Origin of the sequence: Streptomyces sp. PA03-5A (assembly GCF_033792725.1) — a bacterium.
Taxonomy (GTDB): domain Bacteria; phylum Actinomycetota; class Actinomycetes; order Streptomycetales; family Streptomycetaceae; genus Actinacidiphila.
On sequence record NZ_JARAVL010000026.1, the window covers coordinates 105,439 to 124,899 of the forward strand.

The following is a 19,461-nucleotide window of genomic DNA, read 5'->3' on the forward strand; positions in this document are numbered from 1 at the left end:
AGCATGGAGTCGGCGCCGAGGTCGTTGAAGAAGTGGCTGTCGACTGATACGTGTTCGGTGTGCACGATGTCGGCCAGGACTTCGGCGAAGCGTCGTTCGCATATGGCGAGAGTGGCTGGATTGCCGGCCGGTTCGGCGGTCAAGACGTCGTGAGAGTTCCCCATCAGCTGGGTCCCTTGAGAAATCACAGTGGTCGATGCAGGCACGCTGAACTACATGAACGAGATCCACGCACTTGCCTGGACTGCTACAAGAGCTTGGGCCGGAACGCAGCTCCGTGATCGCCCGCCTTGACCGTGGAGGGTTTGGGTTGGCCCTACTCGACGGTCTGATCCGGCCGACTAGATCGACAATACTGCTTACGCGCAACGCCTCCCTCGACCGCAGCTGCAAGGGGCTGGTCGAGGTGCGGAAAGATCAAACCGGACTTTGCGGCCAGTCCCGCCTCGATCCCCTACCCGTCCCCTTGGCGCATCCTGGTCCCCTGAGCAGTGGCCGCCAGAACAGAAAACCACGGGCCTTTTCTCAGAGTACGACTGTGTGAGCTGCCCCGCGTTTCGTGGAGTCGGCGATCGTGTGATGAGGCGGTCTGCGGGGGTAGGTTCCTTCAATCGCGACCAGTATGCGTATTCGTACTCGTCGAATGGCGCGTAGCCGAGAGCGGGGCGGAGACGTTTATTCTTGTACGACGCGGACGCGGGAAGACGGCCCGCTCGACCTCGTCGACGTCCCACTACGGCCCCTGATGCTCGATCAGTTCGACCTTGACGGTGGCGTTCAAGGCTTCGGCGCCAGTTGGTGGGGGCATCAGCTCGGCTATCGACCAGGGCTTGATCAAGTTCCGTAAGGGTCGAGCTTGTTGGTGATGCCCAGAGGGAGTGCTCGTTCGGGTTGGTCGGGGATTGCGCGGGTGGTTTTGGCGATGTTGTCAGCTCTGAGGATCTTGAGCAGGCCGATGGCGAGGTTGCGGAGGGACGCCATGGCGCGGGGTGCGGTCCCGGTGTGGACGGTGGAAGCGTCCTCGGCGAAGGTCACGTCTCTCACATGGAGCAGGGCCTCCACGGTCCAGTGGCCGCGGATCGCGGTGGCCAGGTCGGCGGGGGTGGTCTGGTGGGCGTCGAGGCTGGTGACGGCGTAGACGGTCTCGCGACTCTCGCGTCGGCCTGTCTGCCTGCGGCGACGATGGACACGGATGGCCAGGCAGGCGTAGGGGAAGGCGATCCCGCCGAGCTCGTCCGCGATGCCGCAGGTCTTGATCGAGCGGGACTCGCGGCGCCCGTGTCCGGTGGAGGTCGTGGTGTGCTGGACGGCGATGTCCCGCCGGGGCAGGGTGGCGAGCTGGCGGTGTGCGGTCGGCTGGTTCGTCTTTATCACCAAGATGTAGTGGGCCTTCTTGGTCTCGACCAGCCAGGTGACGTTCGCCTTCACCGAGTGCAGGGCGTCGAAGGTGACGAGAGTTCCGTCCAGGTCCCGCTGTTCGAACAGGGGCGGGCCGGAAGTGCGCGGTCTCGTTCGTCTTCGCTCCCGACCTCCGCCTGGGCGAGGGTCAGGGCCCGGTGGTGGGTGACGACGGAGAGCAGGTGCCTGCGGCCGGCGACAGGCGGGCCGATCCTCTCAGCGATTTGCCGTCGACGGCGATCACCTGCCGTTGCTCCGGAGTCGTTCCCGCAGGGTTCGGGCCGGCGAGGTAGGCGCCGACGGCCCGGTCCAGGGCGTCACCGTCGACGGCCGCCAGCACACGGCCGATCGTGGTCCGCGAGGGAGAACGACGCCATCGCAGCGGATGCCATCGGACTCCGACGGCGGTCAGCACGTCGTCCGAGGCCCGCGCCGCCCACTCGGCGATCTCGTCGATGCTCCTCGCTCCCGACACGGCCGCGCAGGCACAGACGAGGAGGATCGCGGTCAGCGAGTACCAGCGGCCCCGCCTCGCCCGCGGGTCCGGCACCAGGTCCAGGAAAGTTCGCAGGTCAGCGACTTGACCGCTGTCCAGCGGACCCAGCCTCACAGGCGCTCGGCCAGCGGGGCATCCACAGGTACGGTGAGGGGGTGAGGTCCTTGTGGGCCAGTCCGCACAGTGTCGCACCGAGGCCGTCGGGGGAGTATGCGTACGCGACGTCGTACGCGTGGGCGATGTCCTCTGGGAGCTGGGGGGAATCCGCCCGTTCCCAGGGTCTGTAGCCGTACTGCGGTCGCGAGACCTCGCGCGGGTCGTGTCCGAATTCGGTCCAGGCGTAGCACCAGGGGCAGAACCAGCGTTCCTTCACTGCCGGGTTGTCTCGCTGCGGGTGCCGAACTTCTCCCGGCCGATGGGGCGCAGCGACAGGTTGACGTCGCAGCGCATCTGGCCCATCTCCATGCGGGCCTCGGAGACGCCCAGCGCCTTGATCAGCTCGCGCAGTTCGGTCACGTACGCCTTGGCGACCTCGGGCGCGCGCTCGCCGGCCACCGCGTTGGTGGTTCGACTACCGGTATTCGTCGTACCTCGTGGCCGCAGACATCACAGATCACACCGCATTGTGCCGCACTGTCGCCAGCCCGCGGAGCAGACCTTTGTGACCGGCCCGTTCGTGGCCGGGCTTGGCCGTCGTACTTGGGTCACGTCCGCTGGAGTGGTGTCTCGACGGCCACTCGGTGATCTCTTCTTTGAGACTATGCGGTGATTTCGATCGGCAGGACGGTGTCGCCGGTCTGTGACTCGATCGGCTGGAGGCGGGCTTTGGCCTGCAGCTCGCGGCCCATGTAGCGGCGGGCCTCGGTCCACTCGTCGTTCTGTTCGGCCAGGACGGCGCCGACCAGGCGGATCACGGCGGTGCGGTCGGGGAAGATGCCGACCACGTCGGTGCGGCGGCGGATCTCTTCAAGGCGTACTCCTCCCGCAGCAATCGCACCTACCTGCGCAAACGCAAAATCCGGGCGGTGATCCCGAAGAAGGCGGACCAAGCGGCCAACCGTAAAAAGAAGGGCTCGCGCGGAGGCCGCCCCGTCAGCCACGACGCCGAGCTGTACAAGGACCGCAACACCGTCGAGCGGTGCATCAACCGGCTGCGCAACTGGCGCGGGATCGCCACCCGCTACGACAAGTCTCCCGAGAGCCACCTGGCCGGACTCCACTTGTGCGGCACGATGCTGTGGCTACGCAGCATCACCGGACCTGCGTGACTAGTGACCTCGTTCCCGGCCCACGAAGCACGACAGGAGTCGCCTGAAGTCGTGCGGGTGCTCGAGCGCCGGCAGGTGCCCGCATCGACCGAGCACGTGCAGACGGACATCGGCCAGGTGTTCGAGCAGGGGCAGGGCTGCCGTTCCGAGCGGGGTGACTCGGTCCTCGGCGCCGTGGACGAGCAGCACGGGCGCGCGGACCCCTGCCAGCGTTTGCGCCGAGAGGGTGAGCTCGTCGGCCCAACGTGCCCTAGGCGGAGGGAACAACGACGCGAATGCGGCCGCCCCCGCTCGCATCGCAGCTGCACGGGCAGCGACGGCCGACTCGGTCACGAGCGCTTGGTCGAGGACGAGGCGACTCAACATGTCTCGTGCCCCGAGCGGGCCGGCGGGGGCGGCCCAGACCGCGTCGAGCTCGGCGGACAGCGGCGCCCCGGGGGCGCCCATCGTCGAGACCGCCACGACACGGGTGACCTGCTGGGGACGCGCGGCCGCCAACGCCAGCGCCACGGCACCGCCCATGGAGTGGCCCACCACGGCGTAGTGCTCGACACCGAGAGCCTCCATCAGGCCCGCGGCCTGCTCCGTCCACAGCCGGAGCCCACCCCTGGAGCCCGCCGGGATTGGTGTACGGCCGAACCCCGCCTGGTCAGGAGCCACCAGGTGCCAGGACGTGCCCAGCGCCTGTGCCGTCGTGGCCCAGGCGCCGGATCCCGTCGTACCGGGTCCGGAGCCGTGCAGCATCAGCACCGCGGGCCCGGTGCCGCTCTCCATGACGTGGACGGGGGAGCCGTCGACTGTGATGGTCCGAGGTGCCGTCACTGGGACAGGCCAGGTGTGCTCATGCCGATGCGGAGTTGATGGATTTCGAAAAGAGCTCCATCATCGCCCTGCCGAATTGCGGCATGTCGGGCCACCCGCGGCAGGAGACGAGGTTGCCGTCCACGACGTCGGGAGCGTCGATGACCGTCGCGCCCGCGTTCTCCATGTCACCGGTGATGGGGGGGAAGCACGCTGTCTTTCGGCCCTTGAGCAGTCCGTACACAGCCGGCACCTGCGCGCCGTGGCAGACCAGCGCGATCGGGAGGTTGCGCGCGAAGAAGTGCTCGGTGATGCGCCTGACGTCGGCGTCGACCCGGATCCACTCGGGGGCGCGTCCGCCAGGGATGATGAGGGCGTCATAGCGCTCGACGTCGACCTCGGCCCAGGGCACGTCGACCGGCAGCTTTCGGCCGTTCTTCTCCACGTAGGCGTCGGAGTTGGGGTCGAACTCGTGGATGACCAGCTGAACGTCACGCATCGTCCGTGACGAGACGTCGACGTCCCAGCCGCCCTCCTGAACGCGATAGTAGGGATACATGGTGTCGAGTTCCTCGGCGGCGTCGCCGGTCAGGAGCAGCGCTCTGGGCACCTGCTTCTCCTCGCATCTGAGGCGGGTGAGGCGGATCCAATCCGATCTGATTGGGTTAGCATTCCTCGGCCCAGCCCGCCCGTCAAGCCTTTACACCATTCCGTCCGAGCCTTTGATTTCGCCGAACAATCGCCGGAACGGCTCGCCGGACAGCAGGATGTGCCGACGCATGGCGTAGGCGGCGGCGTCGGGGTCACGCGCGGCGATCGCGGCCACAACTTCTTCGTGCTCGGCCATCGCCAAGTGAGTGACCTGGGTGTCGGAAGCCGAACAGGTGCACGTGCGCGTGCAGGCGAGCGAGCGCTTCGCGGATGAGCTGGTTCTCCGCGCTCAAGGCGATGAGATCGTGAAAAGAGGCGTCGCGGAGCCCGAAGGCGCCATAGGCGTGAGGTCACTTCTAGCGTCTTCCTTCTAGCGTCTTCGGGAACCTGTTGACATCGGTCGTATGCTGCGGGATGTTGATGCCCCGCTTGGATCGTATAGGAAAGGTGATGGACGCCAGCCATCTTTCACCCACCGCGGAACCGCCCGCCAGCGCCCTACTTCGACCACCTAAAGCTCCCCTGAGCATGCTCGACGTCCTGCTCGGTTCGCCACCGGGCCACACATGGACCGAAGGACTTCTCGACTGACTGAAGACCCAGTACGGCGCGGCGTACTCGTGGAGCCGGTCTGCGGGGCGGCGCCCGCGACAGCCCGGCAATTCGTCCAAGGGTCACCGTCATCTTCCTCCCCTCCGATCGCGATAGTGTTGCGCGCTCCAGCGTCAGCGCGGCGGGGCGGCGATTCGCCGCCCCGCCGCGTGAACGGGTCAGCGGTTGAGGTTCTGCATCCACTCCCGCAGCTCGCGCGCCTGCCGCGCGAGCTCGGAACGGGCCGCAGCCTCGCCGGAGGCCTTGTCGTTCGCCAGGTCGACGATCGAGTTCAGCGCCGGGATGGCGGTGGTGTACTTGGTCGCCAGGTAGCTGTCCCGCGCGATGTCCAGGGCGGCACCGGCGGCGTCCGCGGCGTCCGCGGTCAGCAGCCCGTTGGCTCGGTCAGCCTTGATCAGCAGGCTGGTCTCGCGGTAGGAGGAGCAGTTGGCGTCCGTGCGGTCGGCGGTCGTCTCGATCCCGCCGAGGATGATCTGCATGAACGCGTCGTCGTAGTACTGCGTCCGGAAGTGGCCGAGGATGTTCGAGAACGCCTTGCCACCGTCCCAGTTCTGGCACCACGCGATCGGGTGGTCGCCGTTCATCAGCTGCAGCGGGTTGGTGGCCGCGTTGCCGCTGTTGAGGCTGCGCTGGTAGCTGTCCTCGTTGAGGCTCAGCAGCGTGTGTACGTCGGCCCGCATGTTGCGGTCGAAGTTGTAGAGTTCGTCGACCGTCATCCACCGGGCAGGGAGATGCGCGGTCGCCGGGTGCGTCTTGTCCTCGGTCACCACCTCGGCGTGGATGCAGCTGCCGCACTGGCCGAACCCGTTCTGGCCGTTCGGATGGCTGGTGAAGAACCCACCAGCGAGGTTGCCGTACCACGGCCAGGTGCCGACCTCGAACGAGTCGGCGGCGCCGTGGATGCCGACATAGCCGCCGCCCTGCTTCATGTAGGCCTCGAAGTTCGGCTGCTCGGTGGTCGCATTGAGCGGGCCCGGGTGCCCGACGTTGGACTCGAAGACGATCGTGTCGTACTGCTTGAGCGTGTCGAGGCTCAGGAACGGGCTCGTGGGCAGCGTGACCGTCGGGAGTTGCGGGTCGTAGACGTCGACGTTGAAGTTGTTCGCGATGCCGAGCTTTTGGATCGCGGCCACGGTGTGCGGGATGTGGTCGTGCCGGAAGCCCGTCGTCTTGGAAAAGATGAGGACGTTGTAGTCGGCGTCCGGCTTGTGCGGGAGCGGGGCGAGCACCGGGTCCGGGATGAACTTCGGGCCCTGCGCGGGCTCGGACGTGAGGCCCGTCGCGGGCTCCGGCGCGAGCCGGTCGTTGAGCTGGTCGATCAGGTAACGAGCATCGCCCACGAGTGTGCTGCGGGCCGAGCCGGGCGCGATCCGGCCGGCGATCGTGACGAACCCGTTCAGGACCTGGCTCGCGCGCTTGGCCGAACCGGCGTCGGCGAGCGCCTTCGCCTGGTCGACCTTGGCTTGGAGCGCCTCGCCGACCTCCGCCGAGACGCTGCCGGCGGTCACGAACCGGGTGATCAGCGTGCCGACGTCCGCGAACGAGGTCGTCACGATGAACGTCTGCGTGTACTTCGCGCTGCTGGAAGCAGCGTCGGAGAGATGCACCGCGAGCGTGTGCACGCCGAGCGACAGGTCGGAGGTCTGCACCGGCAACGGCGGGACCAGCTTGCCGTCGAGGTACATGTTCAGCACAGCCACTCCGCCCGAGCCGGGGGCGGGGTCCGTGCGTGTCGGGATAAGCGTGGCGACGTGACCGACGTGACCGTCGGTGATCGCCGGGTACGATGCAGCCGGCGCGCGCGTGTCGATCCGGACCGAGATCGAGCGGAACGCCGCGACGTTTCCGGCCGTGTCGACCACGCGGTACCGGACGCTGGTGTTGCCCTCCTGCGTGATCACCGCCGACGCCGTGGCCGACGTCGGCGCCCCCTCGACGGGCACGTCGATGTAGGCGGCGCCGCCGTTGAGCGAGTACTGGAACTTGGCGATGCCGACGTCGTCGGTCCCCGACACGTTCAGCGTCACCGGGCCGGTGTACCAGTTGTTCTGGCCGGTCGGCGCAGAGGGCGACAGCGTCGCCACGTTGATCGTCGGCGGTGTCGTTTCCTGTGCCCACGACGGTGTCGCGGGGGTGAGTGCGGCCGCCGTCAGGAAGGCGGCCACTGCCGATGTGCGAATTCTTCTCCGCATGAGTGTCTTCTCTCCTGCCGCTATACAGGCGGGTGCGCTGGGTGCGGATGCCCGTGCCGACGAACCCCGGGGTTCGTCGTCACGGGCGGGTTCGCTAGGTGCCGACGCCCGTACCGACGAACTCGGCCCAGTTCAGGTTGAACAGGTTGCCGCCCGTGGCGCCGGATGTGACCGGGCGGAACACCAGGAACAGCTCATGCGTCCCGGACATCGAGACCGGGAACGTCTGGCTCGTCCAGGTGCCCGTCCCGCCGGTGGACACGAGGTTGGCCGTGGTCAGGATCGGCCCGGTGACCGAGTCCTGACGGACCTCGATTGCCGCCAGCGGCGACCCGGCCGTGCGGCCGTTCGCCGCGTCCGCCGCGCGGAACGTGATCGAATCGATGTTGGTCAGGTTGAACGGGCCGTTGAGCTGGAGCCAGTCGCCCGAGCCCAGGCTGCCGCGGTGCACGCCGGCGCCGCCGTCGGTGTTGGTCGCCGTGTTGGTGCCGGACTGGTTGACGACGAACTCCACCTCCTGGTGCTTCTGGCGTATCTGGTGCTGGCCGGTCGTGGTCAGCTGCGGGACGCCGCCCGGACCGCCGTGGTCGGTGTAGCGCGCCTGGACCACGCCGGAGACGTTGCCGCCGTGTGAGACGTCGTCGGCGTCCGTGTGGAGCACGCCCGAGCAGCCGTTGACGGACTCCTCGGCGTGGCCGTGCGCGTCGTGGCCGAGCACGAACGTCACCTGCACCTCGGAGCAATCCACCGTCCCGTCCTCGGGGTCGGTGACCGTGACCGAGAACGGGATGTCCTCGCCGAACGCGAACGTCCCGCCCTCCACCGGCGTATCGACGACCACCGTCGGGCTCGTGTTGCCCACGGTGATCACGGTGCTGGTCGAGGTTTGCCTGCCGGACGAGTCGAGCACGGTCAGCACGGCCGTGTAGCGGCCGGACTGCGTGTAGGTGTGTGTCGGGTTCGGGTCGGTCTCGATCGCCGAGCCGTCGCCGAAGTTCCACTCGTAGCGGATCGAGTCGCCGGGATCCTCATCCAGCGAGCCGGCGCTGGAGAATTTCACGGTCAGCGGCGCTGAGCCGTCGGTGCGGTCCGTGGTGAGCACCGCCTTCGGCGCGCGCTTGCCCTTGACGTACTCCCACTTGTACATGCCCGCGTCGGGGCTGATGACGTTGAACCCGTTGCCGTAGGTCAGCAGGTAGAACGCGCCGTCAGAACCGAACTGCAAGTCCATCGGGTTGTCGCACTCGAACCGGAACGTGCCTGCCCCGGCGTTCGCACGGCTGCCGCAATCCAGGAAGTTGTTGATCTTCTGGACGTGGTTGGTGCGCTTGTCGAGCTTGACCTCGCGCAGCGTGTCCTGCGTCCACTCGCTGATGATCACCGAGTCGTCGTAGTACGGCGGGAACTTGTGAGGGTTCGGGTTCTTCGGGTCGTAGTGGTACTTCGTGACCCCGTGCGGACCGACGCCGCCGGTGTAGAGCTCGGGGAACAGCCGCGGGCATTCGCTCGTCGAGCCGGGAGCGATCGGGCCCGGGGTCGGCGCGTAGTAGGCCTCGCACGGGGTGCCGAGCGGCGCGCTCGTGTTGTTGTCGCGGTAGGAGTACCAGATGTCCGGGTCGGTGACCGGCGGGACGTCCCTCAGGCCCGGCTCGACCGTCGGACCGCCCTCGATGTTCCACAGCGAGTCGTTGCGCTGTGTCGGCCCGTTGCAGTCGAACTTCTGAGGCGGGTCGTTCAGCGGCGTGCCCGGTGTGGTGGTGCCGGGCGCGAACTCGTGGAAGTTCCACTGGTAGTGCGCGAGGTCGCGCTTGTAGCACGTGGGCCAGCCGTAGTTGGACGGCTTGCGCACGATCTCGTAGCGGCCGGTGCCCGCCGGGCCGTGCGAGCGCTGCGGTGTCTGGGCGTCGGGCGAGTAGTCGCCGATGTAGGCCACGTCGTTCTCGTCGACCTGGATCCGGAACGGGTTGCGGAACCCCATCGCGTAGACTTCCGGCCGCGTTTTGTCTCGCGGCTTGCCCGCGACCAGCGGGAACAGGTTGCCCGGCGGGATCGAGTAGGCGCCCGTGCCGGGGCCGAAGGCGGCCTTGTTGGCGTCGGCGGCGGAGATGTTGCCGTCCTTGACCTTGATCCGCAGCACCTTGCCGCGCAGGTCGTTGGTGTTCAGTGCGGTGCGGCGCGAGTCACCGGTGAGCCGCTGGTACCAGCCGCCTTCCTGCGCCGTGCTGGTGGCGATCGCCGGCGTGGCGGTGCCGCTGAGGCCGGCGCCGTCGGCGGTGATCTGCGGCTGAGCGGACTGCTGCTTGCCGCGGCGGAAGAACACGTTGACGCTCGACGTGTTGACCGGGCCGCCGCTGGTCTGGATCTCGTCCGCCTCGATGTTCGAGAGCGCCTCGAGCGCCGCGTCGATCGCATTGCGATCCGCGTTCCACGCGATCGGCTCCGTCGTCTGGCCCTCGAAGGTCAGCGTGAACGTGCCGCCCGTCGCGTTGGTGACGCGCACGGTCTGCTGCTCGTCGGTCTTCTGCGAGTTGTACGGCCCGTAGCCGCCGGCGTTGATGCCGCCCGCGGGCGTGTCATCGCCGGTGACCATCCAGAGGTTGCCGTGCTTGTCGAAGTCGATGTCGCCCCCGACGTGGCAGCACTCCTGGCGGTTGACCGGCACGCGCATGATCTGCTGCTCGGAGCCCATGTCGAGGTGCGCCGGCGTGCTGTCGGTGGCGTCGACGAACTTGAAGCGGCTGAGCTGGAAATAGCCCACGTACGGATCCCACGCGGTCTTGGACGCTGCCACGTTCGGCGGGGTGGTGTTCGGCGTGATCTGGGTGATGACCGATCCGTCGCTCAGCTTGACGTCGGTGACCTCCTTCGCCGAGTAGTAGAGGTAGACCCACTTGTTGGTCGCGAAGTTGGCGTCGACCGCCGGGCCGTAGAGCCCGTCCTCGCCCGCGGAGTAGATCTGCTGCGTCATCGGCAGGCTCGGATCGGCGAAGTCGGCGACGACCGTGGTGACGCCCGTGGTCGAGTCGTGCATGCGCAGCGAGCCGAGGCGGTCCGTCTGCAGAACGCGGCCGTCCGGCAGCTGGTCGAAGCCGATCGGCTCCTGCAGGTTCGGCGGCGAGCCGATCTTCGTCTGCTGGTAGTTGGCCAGCACGGTCGCGCCGCAATCGCTGTAGGCCGGGTCGGCCTGGCCCGCGGCCCAGCCGATCGCGCCCTTGAGGTGCCTGGTGAGGCCGGGGTCGAAGCTCGCGGCCGTGTTGCCCAGGCCGGTGTAGAAGGAGCGGCCGCCCTGGAAGTCCTTGCACCACGAGACCGGGTGATCGGCGCCCATCGTGCCCCCGGCGATCCCGTCGAGGTCGGCGCCCTGTGGCTGCGGCCCGAACGGGTCCTCGACGACGGTGTCGAGGACGTGTGACACACCGCGCACGTTCTTCTTGAAGTTGTACCACTTGTCGGTCCGCGACCAGATCTGCGGCAGATCCTTGGTCGCGTCGTGGACGCGGTCGGCGACCTTCACGTCACCCGATTGCACGTCGGTCGTGCCGGACGCACGCGTCCCCAGAATGTCGGTCAGGAACGACCAGGACTCGTCGGTCTCGACCGCCGAGCCGACGCCGACGAAGCCGCCGCCGTCGCGGAAGTAGTCCTCGAAGTTCGCGCGTTGCGCGTCCGTGAGCGGGCTCGCGAGACCCGTGTCCAAGAACACCACCGCGCGGTACTGCTTCAGCTTCTTCTCCGTGAAATGGTCGCCCACGTCAGCGGGCCCGGGCGCCACGACCGTGAAATGACCGGGTCTGGCCGCATCCCGGATCGCGGCCAGGCCGGCCGACGACACCGCGTCCTGGGTGCTGCGCACCACGAGCACCTTGAAGCGGGCGTCTGGTGGTGCGGCCTCGGCGGCAGGCGCGGACGGCTGCAGCAGCTCCGGTGCAGCGACGGGAGCGGGCTCAGCCGCCGTGGGGGCCGCAGCGCTCACCGGCGTCGCGAGGAGCGTGAGGAAAGGGGCGAAGAGGGCTAAGGCCATCGTGGTCGCGGTGCGACGTCTCGGGCGTCGTCCTTTTGCTGGCAGGGCTGCGTCGAGCAGCCTGGGCCACGTTCGATGACGTGGTGACATTGAAAAAACCTTCCTGCCTGGGGGATGTCAGGCACGGCGCGAACCGCCGCGCTTATGGCCACTTGGTGGTAGCGGATAGTGCGGTTGCTGGAGGGTGCCGTCTCCAGGTCTGTGGGGCCGTCAGCAAGGTGCCGACCTGGGTGAGTCCGTGATCGCGGTCGGGTCGTCGACGATGTGGTTGATCACCGTGCTCGCCGCGCCACGGGAGGCGGCGCCGAAGCCGAGCGTGCAGGCGACGAATCGGCACTGGGCGGCTGGAGCTGCCACCACGAGCCGTTGCAGCTGATCTTGTGCGTTGGGCAGCAGCCACTGGGCCGGCGAGGCGAAATGGCCTCAGATGACGATCACTCGCGGGTTGAAGAGGTTGGCCAGGATCGAGCCACCGGGTGGCCGACATCGCCAGAGGCCTGGCCTCTGGCGACCGGCGCATGACGATGGCGGTGGCACAGGTCGGCGAGTGGCTCGGGCTTCACCGGGGCAGGTCAGGTGTGGTCATGCCGATGCGGAGTTGATGGACTTCGAGAAGAGCTCCATCATCGCCCTGCCGAATTGCGGCATGTCGGGCCATCCGCGGCAGGAGACGAGGTTGCCGTCCACGACGTCGGGAGCGTCGATGACCGTCGCGCCCGCGTTCTCCATGTCACCGGTGATGGGGGGGAAGCACGCTGTCTTTCGGCCCTTGAGCAGTCCGTACACAGCCGGCACCTGCGCGCCGTGGCATACCAGCGCGATCGGGAGGTTGCGCGCGAAGAAGTGCTCGGTGATGCGCCTGACGTCGGCGTCGACCCGGATCCACTCGGGGGCGCGTCCGCCAGGGATGATGAGGGCGTCATAGCGCTCGACGTCGACCTCGGCCCAGGGCACGTCGACCGGCAGCTTTCGGCCGTTCTTCTCCACGTAGGCGTCGGAGTTGGGGTCGAACTCGTGGATGACCAGCTGAACGTCACGCATCGTCCGTGACGAGACGTCGACGTCCCAGCCGCCCTCCTGAACGCGATAGTAGGGATACATGGTGTCGAGCTCCTCGGCGGCGTCGCCGGTCAGGAGCAGCGCTCTGGGCACCTGCTTCTCCTCGCATCTGAGGCGGGGTGACGTCGATCCAATCCAATCCGATCTGATCCAATTGCGTTAGCATTCCTCGGCCCAGCCCGCCCGTCAAGCCTTTACGCCATACCGTCCGAACCCTTGATTTCGTCGAACAATCGCCGGAACCGCTCGCCGGACAGCAGGATGTGCCGACGCATGGCGTAGGCGGCGGCGTCGGGGTCACGCGAGGCGATCGCGCCCACAACGTCTTCGTGCTCGGCCATCGCCAGGTGAGTGACCTGGGTGTCGTGGAGAAGCCGGAACAGGTGCACGTGCGCGTGCAGGCGAGCGAGCGCTTCGCGGATGAGCTGGTTCTCCGCGCTCAAGGCGATGAGATTGTGAAAAGCGGCGTCGCGGAGCCCGAAGGCGCCATAGGCCATGAGCCCGGTGCCCCCCTCCAGCTCCGCCATCTCCTCCAGCAGTCGCCGCAGGCCGGCCACCTGCTGCAATGATGCGCGTTCGGCGGATCTGCGCGCCGCCGCCGGCTCGAGGAGCAGGCGGAGCTCGAGCATGTCCTCGAATCGCTGACGGGTGATCTGGGGGGGAATGTGATAGCCGGCATGGGGCACACGCACGACCAGGCCCTCGGCCTCCATGCGGTTCAGAGCGTCTCGGATCGGCGTCTGCGAGACCCCCAGCTCTCGCGCCAGGACGTCGATCGTGACGCGGGAACCAGGCTCGATCCGTAGCGACATCAGCTGTCCGAGCAGCGTGTCGTACACCTCGTCGGCAAGCCGGCCACGAGATCTTCCCGGCGGCGTTCCGCCCGTCATGGCCCCACGGCCCCTCGCGATCATCGCTTCGTCGTCCATCGTGACGTGAGGTCCTTTCTTACGTCTTCGCGAACCTGTTGACATCGGTCGCAATGCTGCGGGATGTTGATGCTCCCATTCAGATCGTATAGGAAAGGTGACGGACGCCAGCCCTCCTTCACCCGTCCACCCGTCGCGGAACCGCCCGCCATCGCTCCGCTTTGATCAGTTGGAGCTCCTATGAGCATGCTCGATGTCCTTCTCGGTTCGCCGCCGGGCCGCACAAGGGCCGAGGGACCTGTCGACTGCTTGAAGCCCCATTACCTCGCGGCGTACTCGTGACGCCGGTCTGCGGGTCAGCCCTTGCGGCAGCCGTCGACCCGCCTGAACATCCCCCAGCAATTGCTCGGTGAAGCACGCAGGAAGGCTCCAGAGCTCCCCACCCAGAAGGCAGGCAGGAAGATGCGGCATCCAGAGCGAATAAGACGACTGTCCGTTTCCGGTCGAACGGCGCAGCTGGTGACGGCGGCCGTATTAGTGGCCGCGACCATGGCGGCTTGCGGGCAGGACGACGGCGCGGATTCGAGCGCGCCCAAGGCGCCGGCGACCATCCCGGAGCTCACCAAGGACCCGCTGACCCTCAGCTTCATCTGGTTCGACTGGCCCCCCGCTCACGCTCTGGAAGCCTTCGCCAACGCGGAGTACACCAAGGAGCGGCCGAACGTGACCATCAAGGTCAACACCGTGCCGAACGCGAACTGGCACGACGCGATGTTCACCCAGTTCGCGGCGCACAAGACCGACTTCGACATCCCGATCCTGGACTCGCAGCACATCGGTGAGGCCGTGACGAACGGCAACATCCTCGACATCACCGACTTCGTCAAGAAGAACATCGACGTCAAGGCCTACAACCCGTACCTCCTGGCGGCCTACGGCCAGTTCCCGCAGGCGGAGACCGGGAAGCGCGACGAGAACGCCAGCCTGTACGGACTGCCGCTGCTCGGCGACACCTGGACGATGATCTATCGCAAGGATCTGATCGGCGACAAGCCACCGCAGACCTGGGACGAGATGATCTCAGTCGCCGAGAAGTGCCAGGCGGACAACCCTGGTGTCAGCGGGCTGGCTTTCCACCAGGCCAACGGCTCCGACGCCGCGGCCGTGACCTACAACACGGTCAACGGCGTCTACGGCGGCAACCTCTGGGACGCCAAGACGCACAAGATCGAGGGCGTCCTCAACGACGCGGCGGGCCAGGAGGCGATGGACGTCCTGGTCAACAAGATGAAGCCGCTGACCGCCAAGGGCTCCGGCAACTGGTTCATCGACGAGGTGAACGCGGCGGTCGCCCAGGGCAAGGCATGCATCGCGTTCAACTGGATCGCCGCGAGCGGCGGCCTGCTCGACCCGAAGCAGTCGACGCTCGGCACCACGCGGGAGCAGATCCTCGACAAGCTCGGTTTTGCCACCCTGCCGAGCCAGAAGACGAACCTGGTGCCTCTCGGCGGCATGGGGATGCACGTGTCGGCCTACTCCTCCAAAGCGAACCAGGCGGAGGCCCTGAACTTCATGAAGTGGTTCGAGCGGGCTGACATCCAGAAGAAGTGGGCCGCGGCCGGTGGCGTGCCCGCGCGTACGGACGCCCTGCAGTCGCCCGAGTTCCTCAATGCCGGGCCGTTCAACCAGGTGTACGCCGACTCGGTTCCGCGGATGCGGGACATGTGGAACGTGCCCGAGTACGCGCGCCTCGTCGACATCGAGAACACCAATGTGAACGCGGCTCTCAACGGCACGAAAAAGCCGAAGGATGCGCTCGACGACATCGCCAAGGAGCAGCAGAGCGTGCTCGACTCCGGCAGCGGCAAGGGCGGCGGCGGACTGTGAGTGACCCCGCCCCGCTGACGACCGACCACCCCGAGCAGGTGGCGTCCGCGACGCCGCCTGCACCGGGTCGGTCCCGCCGCTTGAGTGACCGCGGGCTCGCCGTGGCCTTCATCTCCCCCGCGCTGCTGCTGCTGCTCGCGATGTCGGTGTTCCCGTTGCTGTGGGCGTTGTACCTGTCTTTCACCGACTACTCGGCCACCCGCGGGGGGCCGGCCCATTTCGTCTGGTTCGAGAACTACACCGCCATCCTGACTTCGGCGCAGGTCCACACGAGGGCCTTGACGACGTTGATCTACGTGGTCGGCGCGGTCACCCTGCAGACCGTGCTCGGCTTCTCCATCGCCTACCTGATCTCACGGCGCACGCACGGGCGAGGACTGCTGACCACTGCGTTCCTGGTCCCGATGATGCTGTCGCCGGTCGTGGTCGGGCTGTTCTGGCGATTCATGCTCGACGCGCAGTTCGGCGTGATCAACAGCATGCTCGACTCGCTCGGCCTGGGGCAGGTGGAGTGGCTCACCCAGCAGCGAACGGCACTGATCTCCCTGATCGTGGTCGACACCTGGCAATGGACGCCGTTCATCATGCTCATCGCACTCGCGGGCCTCACCGCGGTCCCCAAGTACCTGTACGAGGCCGCCTCGATCGACCGGGCGTCCGAGTGGTTCCGGTTCCGCACCATCACTCTTCCGCTGGTGTGGCCGCTGCTCCTCATCGCTGTGCTGTTCAGGGCCATCGAGGCCTTCCGGCTGTTCGACCTCGTCTACATCCTCACCAGCGGCGGTCCGGGCGTCTCCACCGAGACGTTGTCGTTCCACGTCTACAAGGTCGCGTTCCTGGGCTTCAACACCGGAACCGCCTCGGCGTACGGGATCCTCATGGTCCTCGTCGTCATCGTCCTCACGCAGCTCTACCTGCGCTACTTGAACAAGCTCAAGGAGGACTGATGGCCGTCTCCGTCGACGAGGCCGTGTCCACAGGCCCTGTCCAGGATCACACGCCCCCCGCGCGTCGCTTCGGCGGCCGGGGTCGCTCCGTGCTGGAGGTCGCGCTGCTGACCGTGCTGGCCGTCGTGATGCTCTTTCCGGTGCTGTGGATGATCGAGACGTCCATCAAGGAGAACCGGGACGTCTACGCTATCCCGGCCAAGTTCTTCCACTTCACGGTCACCATGGACCATTTCAAGGACGTGTTCCTCGCCCCCGGCGGCGGTCGCTCGGAGTTGTCCGTCGCGTTCCTCAACTCCCTCCTTGTCGCCGGGGCCTCCACGGTGCTGGCCACCGTGCTGGGGGTCCCGGCGGCCTGGGCCTACTCGCGCTTCGCCGTGAAGGCCAAGAAGGACCAACTGTTCTTCATCCTGTCCACCCGCTTCATGCCGCCTGTGGTGGTCGTGATCCCGATCTTCCTCATGTACCGCCAAGTCGGGCTCATCGACAGCAAGCTCGGCCTGATTCTCATCTACGCCGCCTTCAACGTCCCGTTCACGATCTGGATGATGAAGGGGTTCGTCGACGAGGTGCCCGCAGAATACGAGGATGCCGCCATGCTCGACGGCTACACCCGCTTGCAGGCGTTCCGGCGGTTCACCCTTCCCCTGCTCCTGCCCGGCATCGCCGCGACGGCGGTCTTCGCACTCATCTTCTCGTGGAACGAGTTCGTGTTCGCCATCTTCCTCACCTCCAGCGACGACGTACGGACGGCCCCACCCGCCATCGCCGGGCTCATCGGCGGAACCACCGTGGACTGGGGTCTCGTGGCCGCCGCCTCCCTGGTGTTCGCCCTACCAGTGCTCGTCTTCGCCTACCTGGTGCGCAAGCACCTCGTCGCCGGTGTGACGCTCGGGGCGGTGCGACGCTGATGGCGGGCATCGAGGTGACCACCCTGCACAAGCGCTACCCGGACGGGACGGTCGCAGTCGAGCACGTGGACCTGTCCATCGACGACGGCGAGCTGTTCGTGATGCTCGGCCCTTCGGGCTGCGGCAAGACGACCACGCTGCGGGCCATAGCCGGCCTGGAGCGGCAGACGACGGGCGACATCCGCATCGGCGACACGCTGGTCAACGACCTGCCGCCGGCAGAGCGCGACATCGCCATGGTGTTCCAGTTCTACGCTCTCTACCCGCATCTGAGAACCCGCGACAACCTGGCGTTCCCGCTGCGGGCCGAGGGATTGCCCAAGGCGGAGGTGCGCGAGCGGGTCGACGAGGCCGCCCGGCTGATGCGGCTCGGTTCGCTCCTGGACCGGCGACCGCACCGGCTGTCCGGCGGGGAGCAGCAGCGCGTCGCGCTTGCTCGCGCCCTGGTGCGACGACCGCGCGCCTTCCTCATGGACGAACCCCTCACCAATCTGGACGCGGAGCTGAGGGCGGACATGCGCACGGAGATCAAGCACCTGCAGGGGGGACTGGGGACGACGATGGTCTACGTCACCCACGACCAAGTCGAGGCGATGTCGCTCGGCCACAGAATCGCCATCCTCAACAAGGGCCGCGTCGAGCAGATCGGCACGCCGCTGGAGGTCTACGACCGTCCGGCGAGTCTCTTCTGTGCCGCATTCATCGGCTCCCCGCCGATGAACCTGATCGAGGTGGAGCTGGCCGACGGGAAGCTGCGCAGTCAGGGCGGACTGGTCCTCACGCCACCGCCAGGCCTGCCGCGCGACCGTCGCCTGGTCGCAGGCGTCCGGCCGGAGGCGCTGGAGGTCACGGAACCAGGGGCGGAGCGTTCGGCCCCGGCCCGCGTGGTCTCGGCGGAGTGGCTGGGAGACGAAATCATCTGCGTGGTCGACCACGGTGGCCGGCGCGACGTACGGGTTCGGATGCCACCGACTGTCCGTTTCGCCGCTGGCGCGCCGGTCGGGCTGCGGCACACCGGCGGGCCCCCGCCGGTCTACGACGTGCGCACGGAAGAGCTGGTGGCCTGATGGGAACCGTGGCAGTGCACGGGCTGCGCAAGTCCTTCGGCAAGGTCCAGGCCCTGGACGGGGTGACGCTGGACGTGCCGGACGGCTCGTTCTTCGTGGTGCTCGGGCCCTCCGGGGCAGGCAAGACGACGACCCTGCGAGCGATCGCCGGCCTTGAGAGGCTTGACGCCGGGTCGGTGCATCTGGACGGGAGGGACGCGACCGGTGACTCCCCGGCCGCACGCGACCTGGCCATGGTCTTCCAGAGCTACGCCCTCTACCCGCGACTCACGGCGTACGAGAACATCGCTTCGCCGCTGCGGGCACGCCGCTGTTCTTCGAGCGAGATCGCCGCTGCCGTCGAGCGGATGTCGAGCCTGCTGCACATCGAACGTCTGCTGCAGCGTCGTCCCGCGCAGCTGTCGGGCGGTGAGATGCAGCGTGTCGCGCTGGCGCGGGCGCTGGTCCGTCGCCCGCGCGCGTTTCTCATGGACGAGCCGCTGACGAACCTCGACCTCAAGCTCCGCGTCGAGATGCGCACCGAGCTCACCCGCATCCACCGGAGTCTCGGGGGAACCTTCGTCCACGTGACCAACGACCAGGTCGAGGCCCTGTCCATGGCCGACCAGGTGGCGGTCCTCAAGGAGGGGAAGGTGCAACAGGTCGGAACGCCGACCCAGGTGTACGAGCGACCAGCCAACCAGTGGGTCGCAGGCTTCGTCGGGAGCCCGTCGATCAGCCTCCTCCCCTGCCGCGCCGAGGGGGATCGTCTGGTCGGGGCGGAAGGCTGGACGCTGCCGCGGCCCCGCTGGACCACGGCTGAGGACGGTCGTCCGCTGCTGCTGGGCCTGCGGGCAGAAGACTTGTCCATCGAGCAGCGTGGGGACGCGTCGTTGTCGGGTGAGCTCTACGGCCTTGAGCCGCTCGGTGACAGAACCGTGGTCGACGTCCGAGTGGGGACGGAGATCCTCAAGGTCAAGGCACGACCCACCGTCACGGGTACGCCGGGCGAACGGCTGCTTGTCACGGTCGACCTGGACCGCGCGCACCTGTTCGATGCGGGCACCGGGCTGGCGCTGTCCGAGGCCGGGCGGTAACCGGGCAGGGCGGCGACGTCAACATGCGCCCGTGAGCACGCCTTGATGACGCCGAAGCAGCCCTGGCCCGAGAAGGCGATCGGAGGCGCGGGGCGTCGCCCTGCAACCAGGGCCACGTTCGACCCGCTCGGCAACCTCGACCCCGACGAGGTCGTGTGACCGCTTCGTCCACGCGCGTGGCGCGATCGCCGATGTCACGCCGGACA

14 protein-coding genes and 3 pseudogenes are annotated in these 19,461 nt (G+C 67.5%); 6 read left to right on the plus strand and 11 right to left on the minus strand.

The genetic code is table 11. The features are described 5' to 3' along the window. Window positions 1–834: 834 nt before the first annotated feature. From PV410_RS29350 to PV410_RS29365, 4 genes and pseudogenes are all read right to left on the minus strand, one after another. Entirely contained in the window at window positions 835–1,485 is a 651-nt protein-coding gene (locus PV410_RS29350; RefSeq protein WP_500328801.1) for an ISAs1 family transposase, read from the minus strand. A 61-nt stretch (window positions 1,486–1,546) separates the two neighbouring features. Then, complete coding sequence (locus tag PV410_RS29355) at window positions 1,547–1,948, minus strand: transposase family protein (RefSeq protein WP_500328779.1); 402 nt, start codon at window positions 1,946–1,948, stop codon at window positions 1,547–1,549. A 327-nt stretch (window positions 1,949–2,275) separates the two neighbouring features. After that, a pseudogene (locus tag PV410_RS29360) lies at window positions 2,276–2,446 on the minus strand (Asp-tRNA(Asn)/Glu-tRNA(Gln) amidotransferase subunit GatB); the annotation flags it as partial. A 206-nt stretch (window positions 2,447–2,652) separates the two neighbouring features. Next, a pseudogene (locus PV410_RS29365) lies at window positions 2,653–2,859 on the minus strand (transposase); the annotation flags it as partial. On the opposite strand from PV410_RS29365, the pseudogene PV410_RS29370 reads away from it, so the two are divergent. After that, window positions 2,848–3,162, plus strand: a pseudogene (locus PV410_RS29370) (IS5/IS1182 family transposase); the annotation flags it as partial. The pseudogenes PV410_RS29365 and PV410_RS29370 overlap by 12 nt on opposite strands. Here the strand turns inward: PV410_RS29370 and PV410_RS29375 are convergent. From PV410_RS29375 to PV410_RS29405, 7 genes are all read right to left on the minus strand, one after another. Then, entirely contained in the window at window positions 3,163–3,984 is an 822-nt protein-coding gene (locus PV410_RS29375; RefSeq protein WP_500328780.1) for an alpha/beta fold hydrolase, read from the minus strand. 19 nt (window positions 3,985–4,003) lie between these two features. Further along, window positions 4,004–4,573, minus strand: a complete 570-nt coding sequence (locus tag PV410_RS29380; protein WP_089227892.1) for a DJ-1/PfpI family protein — start codon at window positions 4,571–4,573, stop codon at window positions 4,004–4,006. 90 nt (window positions 4,574–4,663) lie between these two features. After that, entirely contained in the window at window positions 4,664–4,810 is a 147-nt protein-coding gene (locus tag PV410_RS29385; RefSeq protein ID WP_500328781.1) for an FCD domain-containing protein, read from the minus strand. A gap of 574 nt (window positions 4,811–5,384) precedes the next feature. Further along, entirely contained in the window at window positions 5,385–7,418 is a 2,034-nt protein-coding gene (locus PV410_RS29390; RefSeq protein ID WP_500328782.1) for a ThuA domain-containing protein, read from the minus strand. 94 nt (window positions 7,419–7,512) lie between these two features. Beyond that, complete coding sequence (locus tag PV410_RS29395; RefSeq protein WP_500328783.1) at window positions 7,513–11,439, minus strand: ThuA domain-containing protein; 3,927 nt, start codon at window positions 11,437–11,439, stop codon at window positions 7,513–7,515. A 582-nt stretch (window positions 11,440–12,021) separates the two neighbouring features. Further along, on the minus strand, window positions 12,022–12,591 hold the full coding sequence (locus PV410_RS29400; RefSeq protein ID WP_089227892.1) for a DJ-1/PfpI family protein: 570 nt from the start codon (window positions 12,589–12,591) through the stop codon (window positions 12,022–12,024). A 101-nt stretch (window positions 12,592–12,692) separates the two neighbouring features. Beyond that, window positions 12,693–13,427 (minus strand): GntR family transcriptional regulator, encoded by a 735-nt coding sequence (locus tag PV410_RS29405; protein ID WP_500328784.1) that lies wholly within the window; start codon window positions 13,425–13,427, stop codon window positions 12,693–12,695. Window positions 13,428–13,730: 303 nt separating this feature from the next. Between PV410_RS29405 and PV410_RS29410 the strand changes: the two genes are divergently transcribed. The 5 genes from PV410_RS29410 (at window position 13,731) to PV410_RS29430 (ending at window position 19,255) form a co-directional block, all read left to right on the plus strand. After that, window positions 13,731–15,254 carry an extracellular solute-binding protein gene (locus tag PV410_RS29410; protein ID WP_500328785.1) on the plus strand — a complete coding sequence of 508 codons (1,524 nt, stop codon included), beginning with the start codon at window positions 13,731–13,733 and terminating at the stop codon, window positions 15,252–15,254. A gap of 80 nt (window positions 15,255–15,334) precedes the next feature. Then, a complete protein-coding gene (locus PV410_RS29415; RefSeq protein ID WP_199789178.1) occupies window positions 15,335–16,201 on the plus strand; it encodes a carbohydrate ABC transporter permease in 867 nt (288 codons plus the stop codon). Continuing rightward, complete coding sequence (locus PV410_RS29420) at window positions 16,201–17,112, plus strand: carbohydrate ABC transporter permease (RefSeq protein ID WP_500328786.1); 912 nt, start codon at window positions 16,201–16,203, stop codon at window positions 17,110–17,112. The genes PV410_RS29415 and PV410_RS29420 overlap by 1 nt, the downstream gene beginning before the upstream one ends. Continuing rightward, on the plus strand, window positions 17,112–18,179 hold the full coding sequence (locus PV410_RS29425; RefSeq protein ID WP_500328787.1) for an ABC transporter ATP-binding protein: 1,068 nt from the start codon (window positions 17,112–17,114) through the stop codon (window positions 18,177–18,179). The genes PV410_RS29420 and PV410_RS29425 overlap by 1 nt, the downstream gene beginning before the upstream one ends. Before the next feature lie 14 nt (window positions 18,180–18,193). Next, entirely contained in the window at window positions 18,194–19,255 is a 1,062-nt protein-coding gene (locus tag PV410_RS29430) for an ABC transporter ATP-binding protein (protein ID WP_500328788.1), read from the plus strand. The last annotated feature ends 206 nt before the right edge of the window (window positions 19,256–19,461 follow it).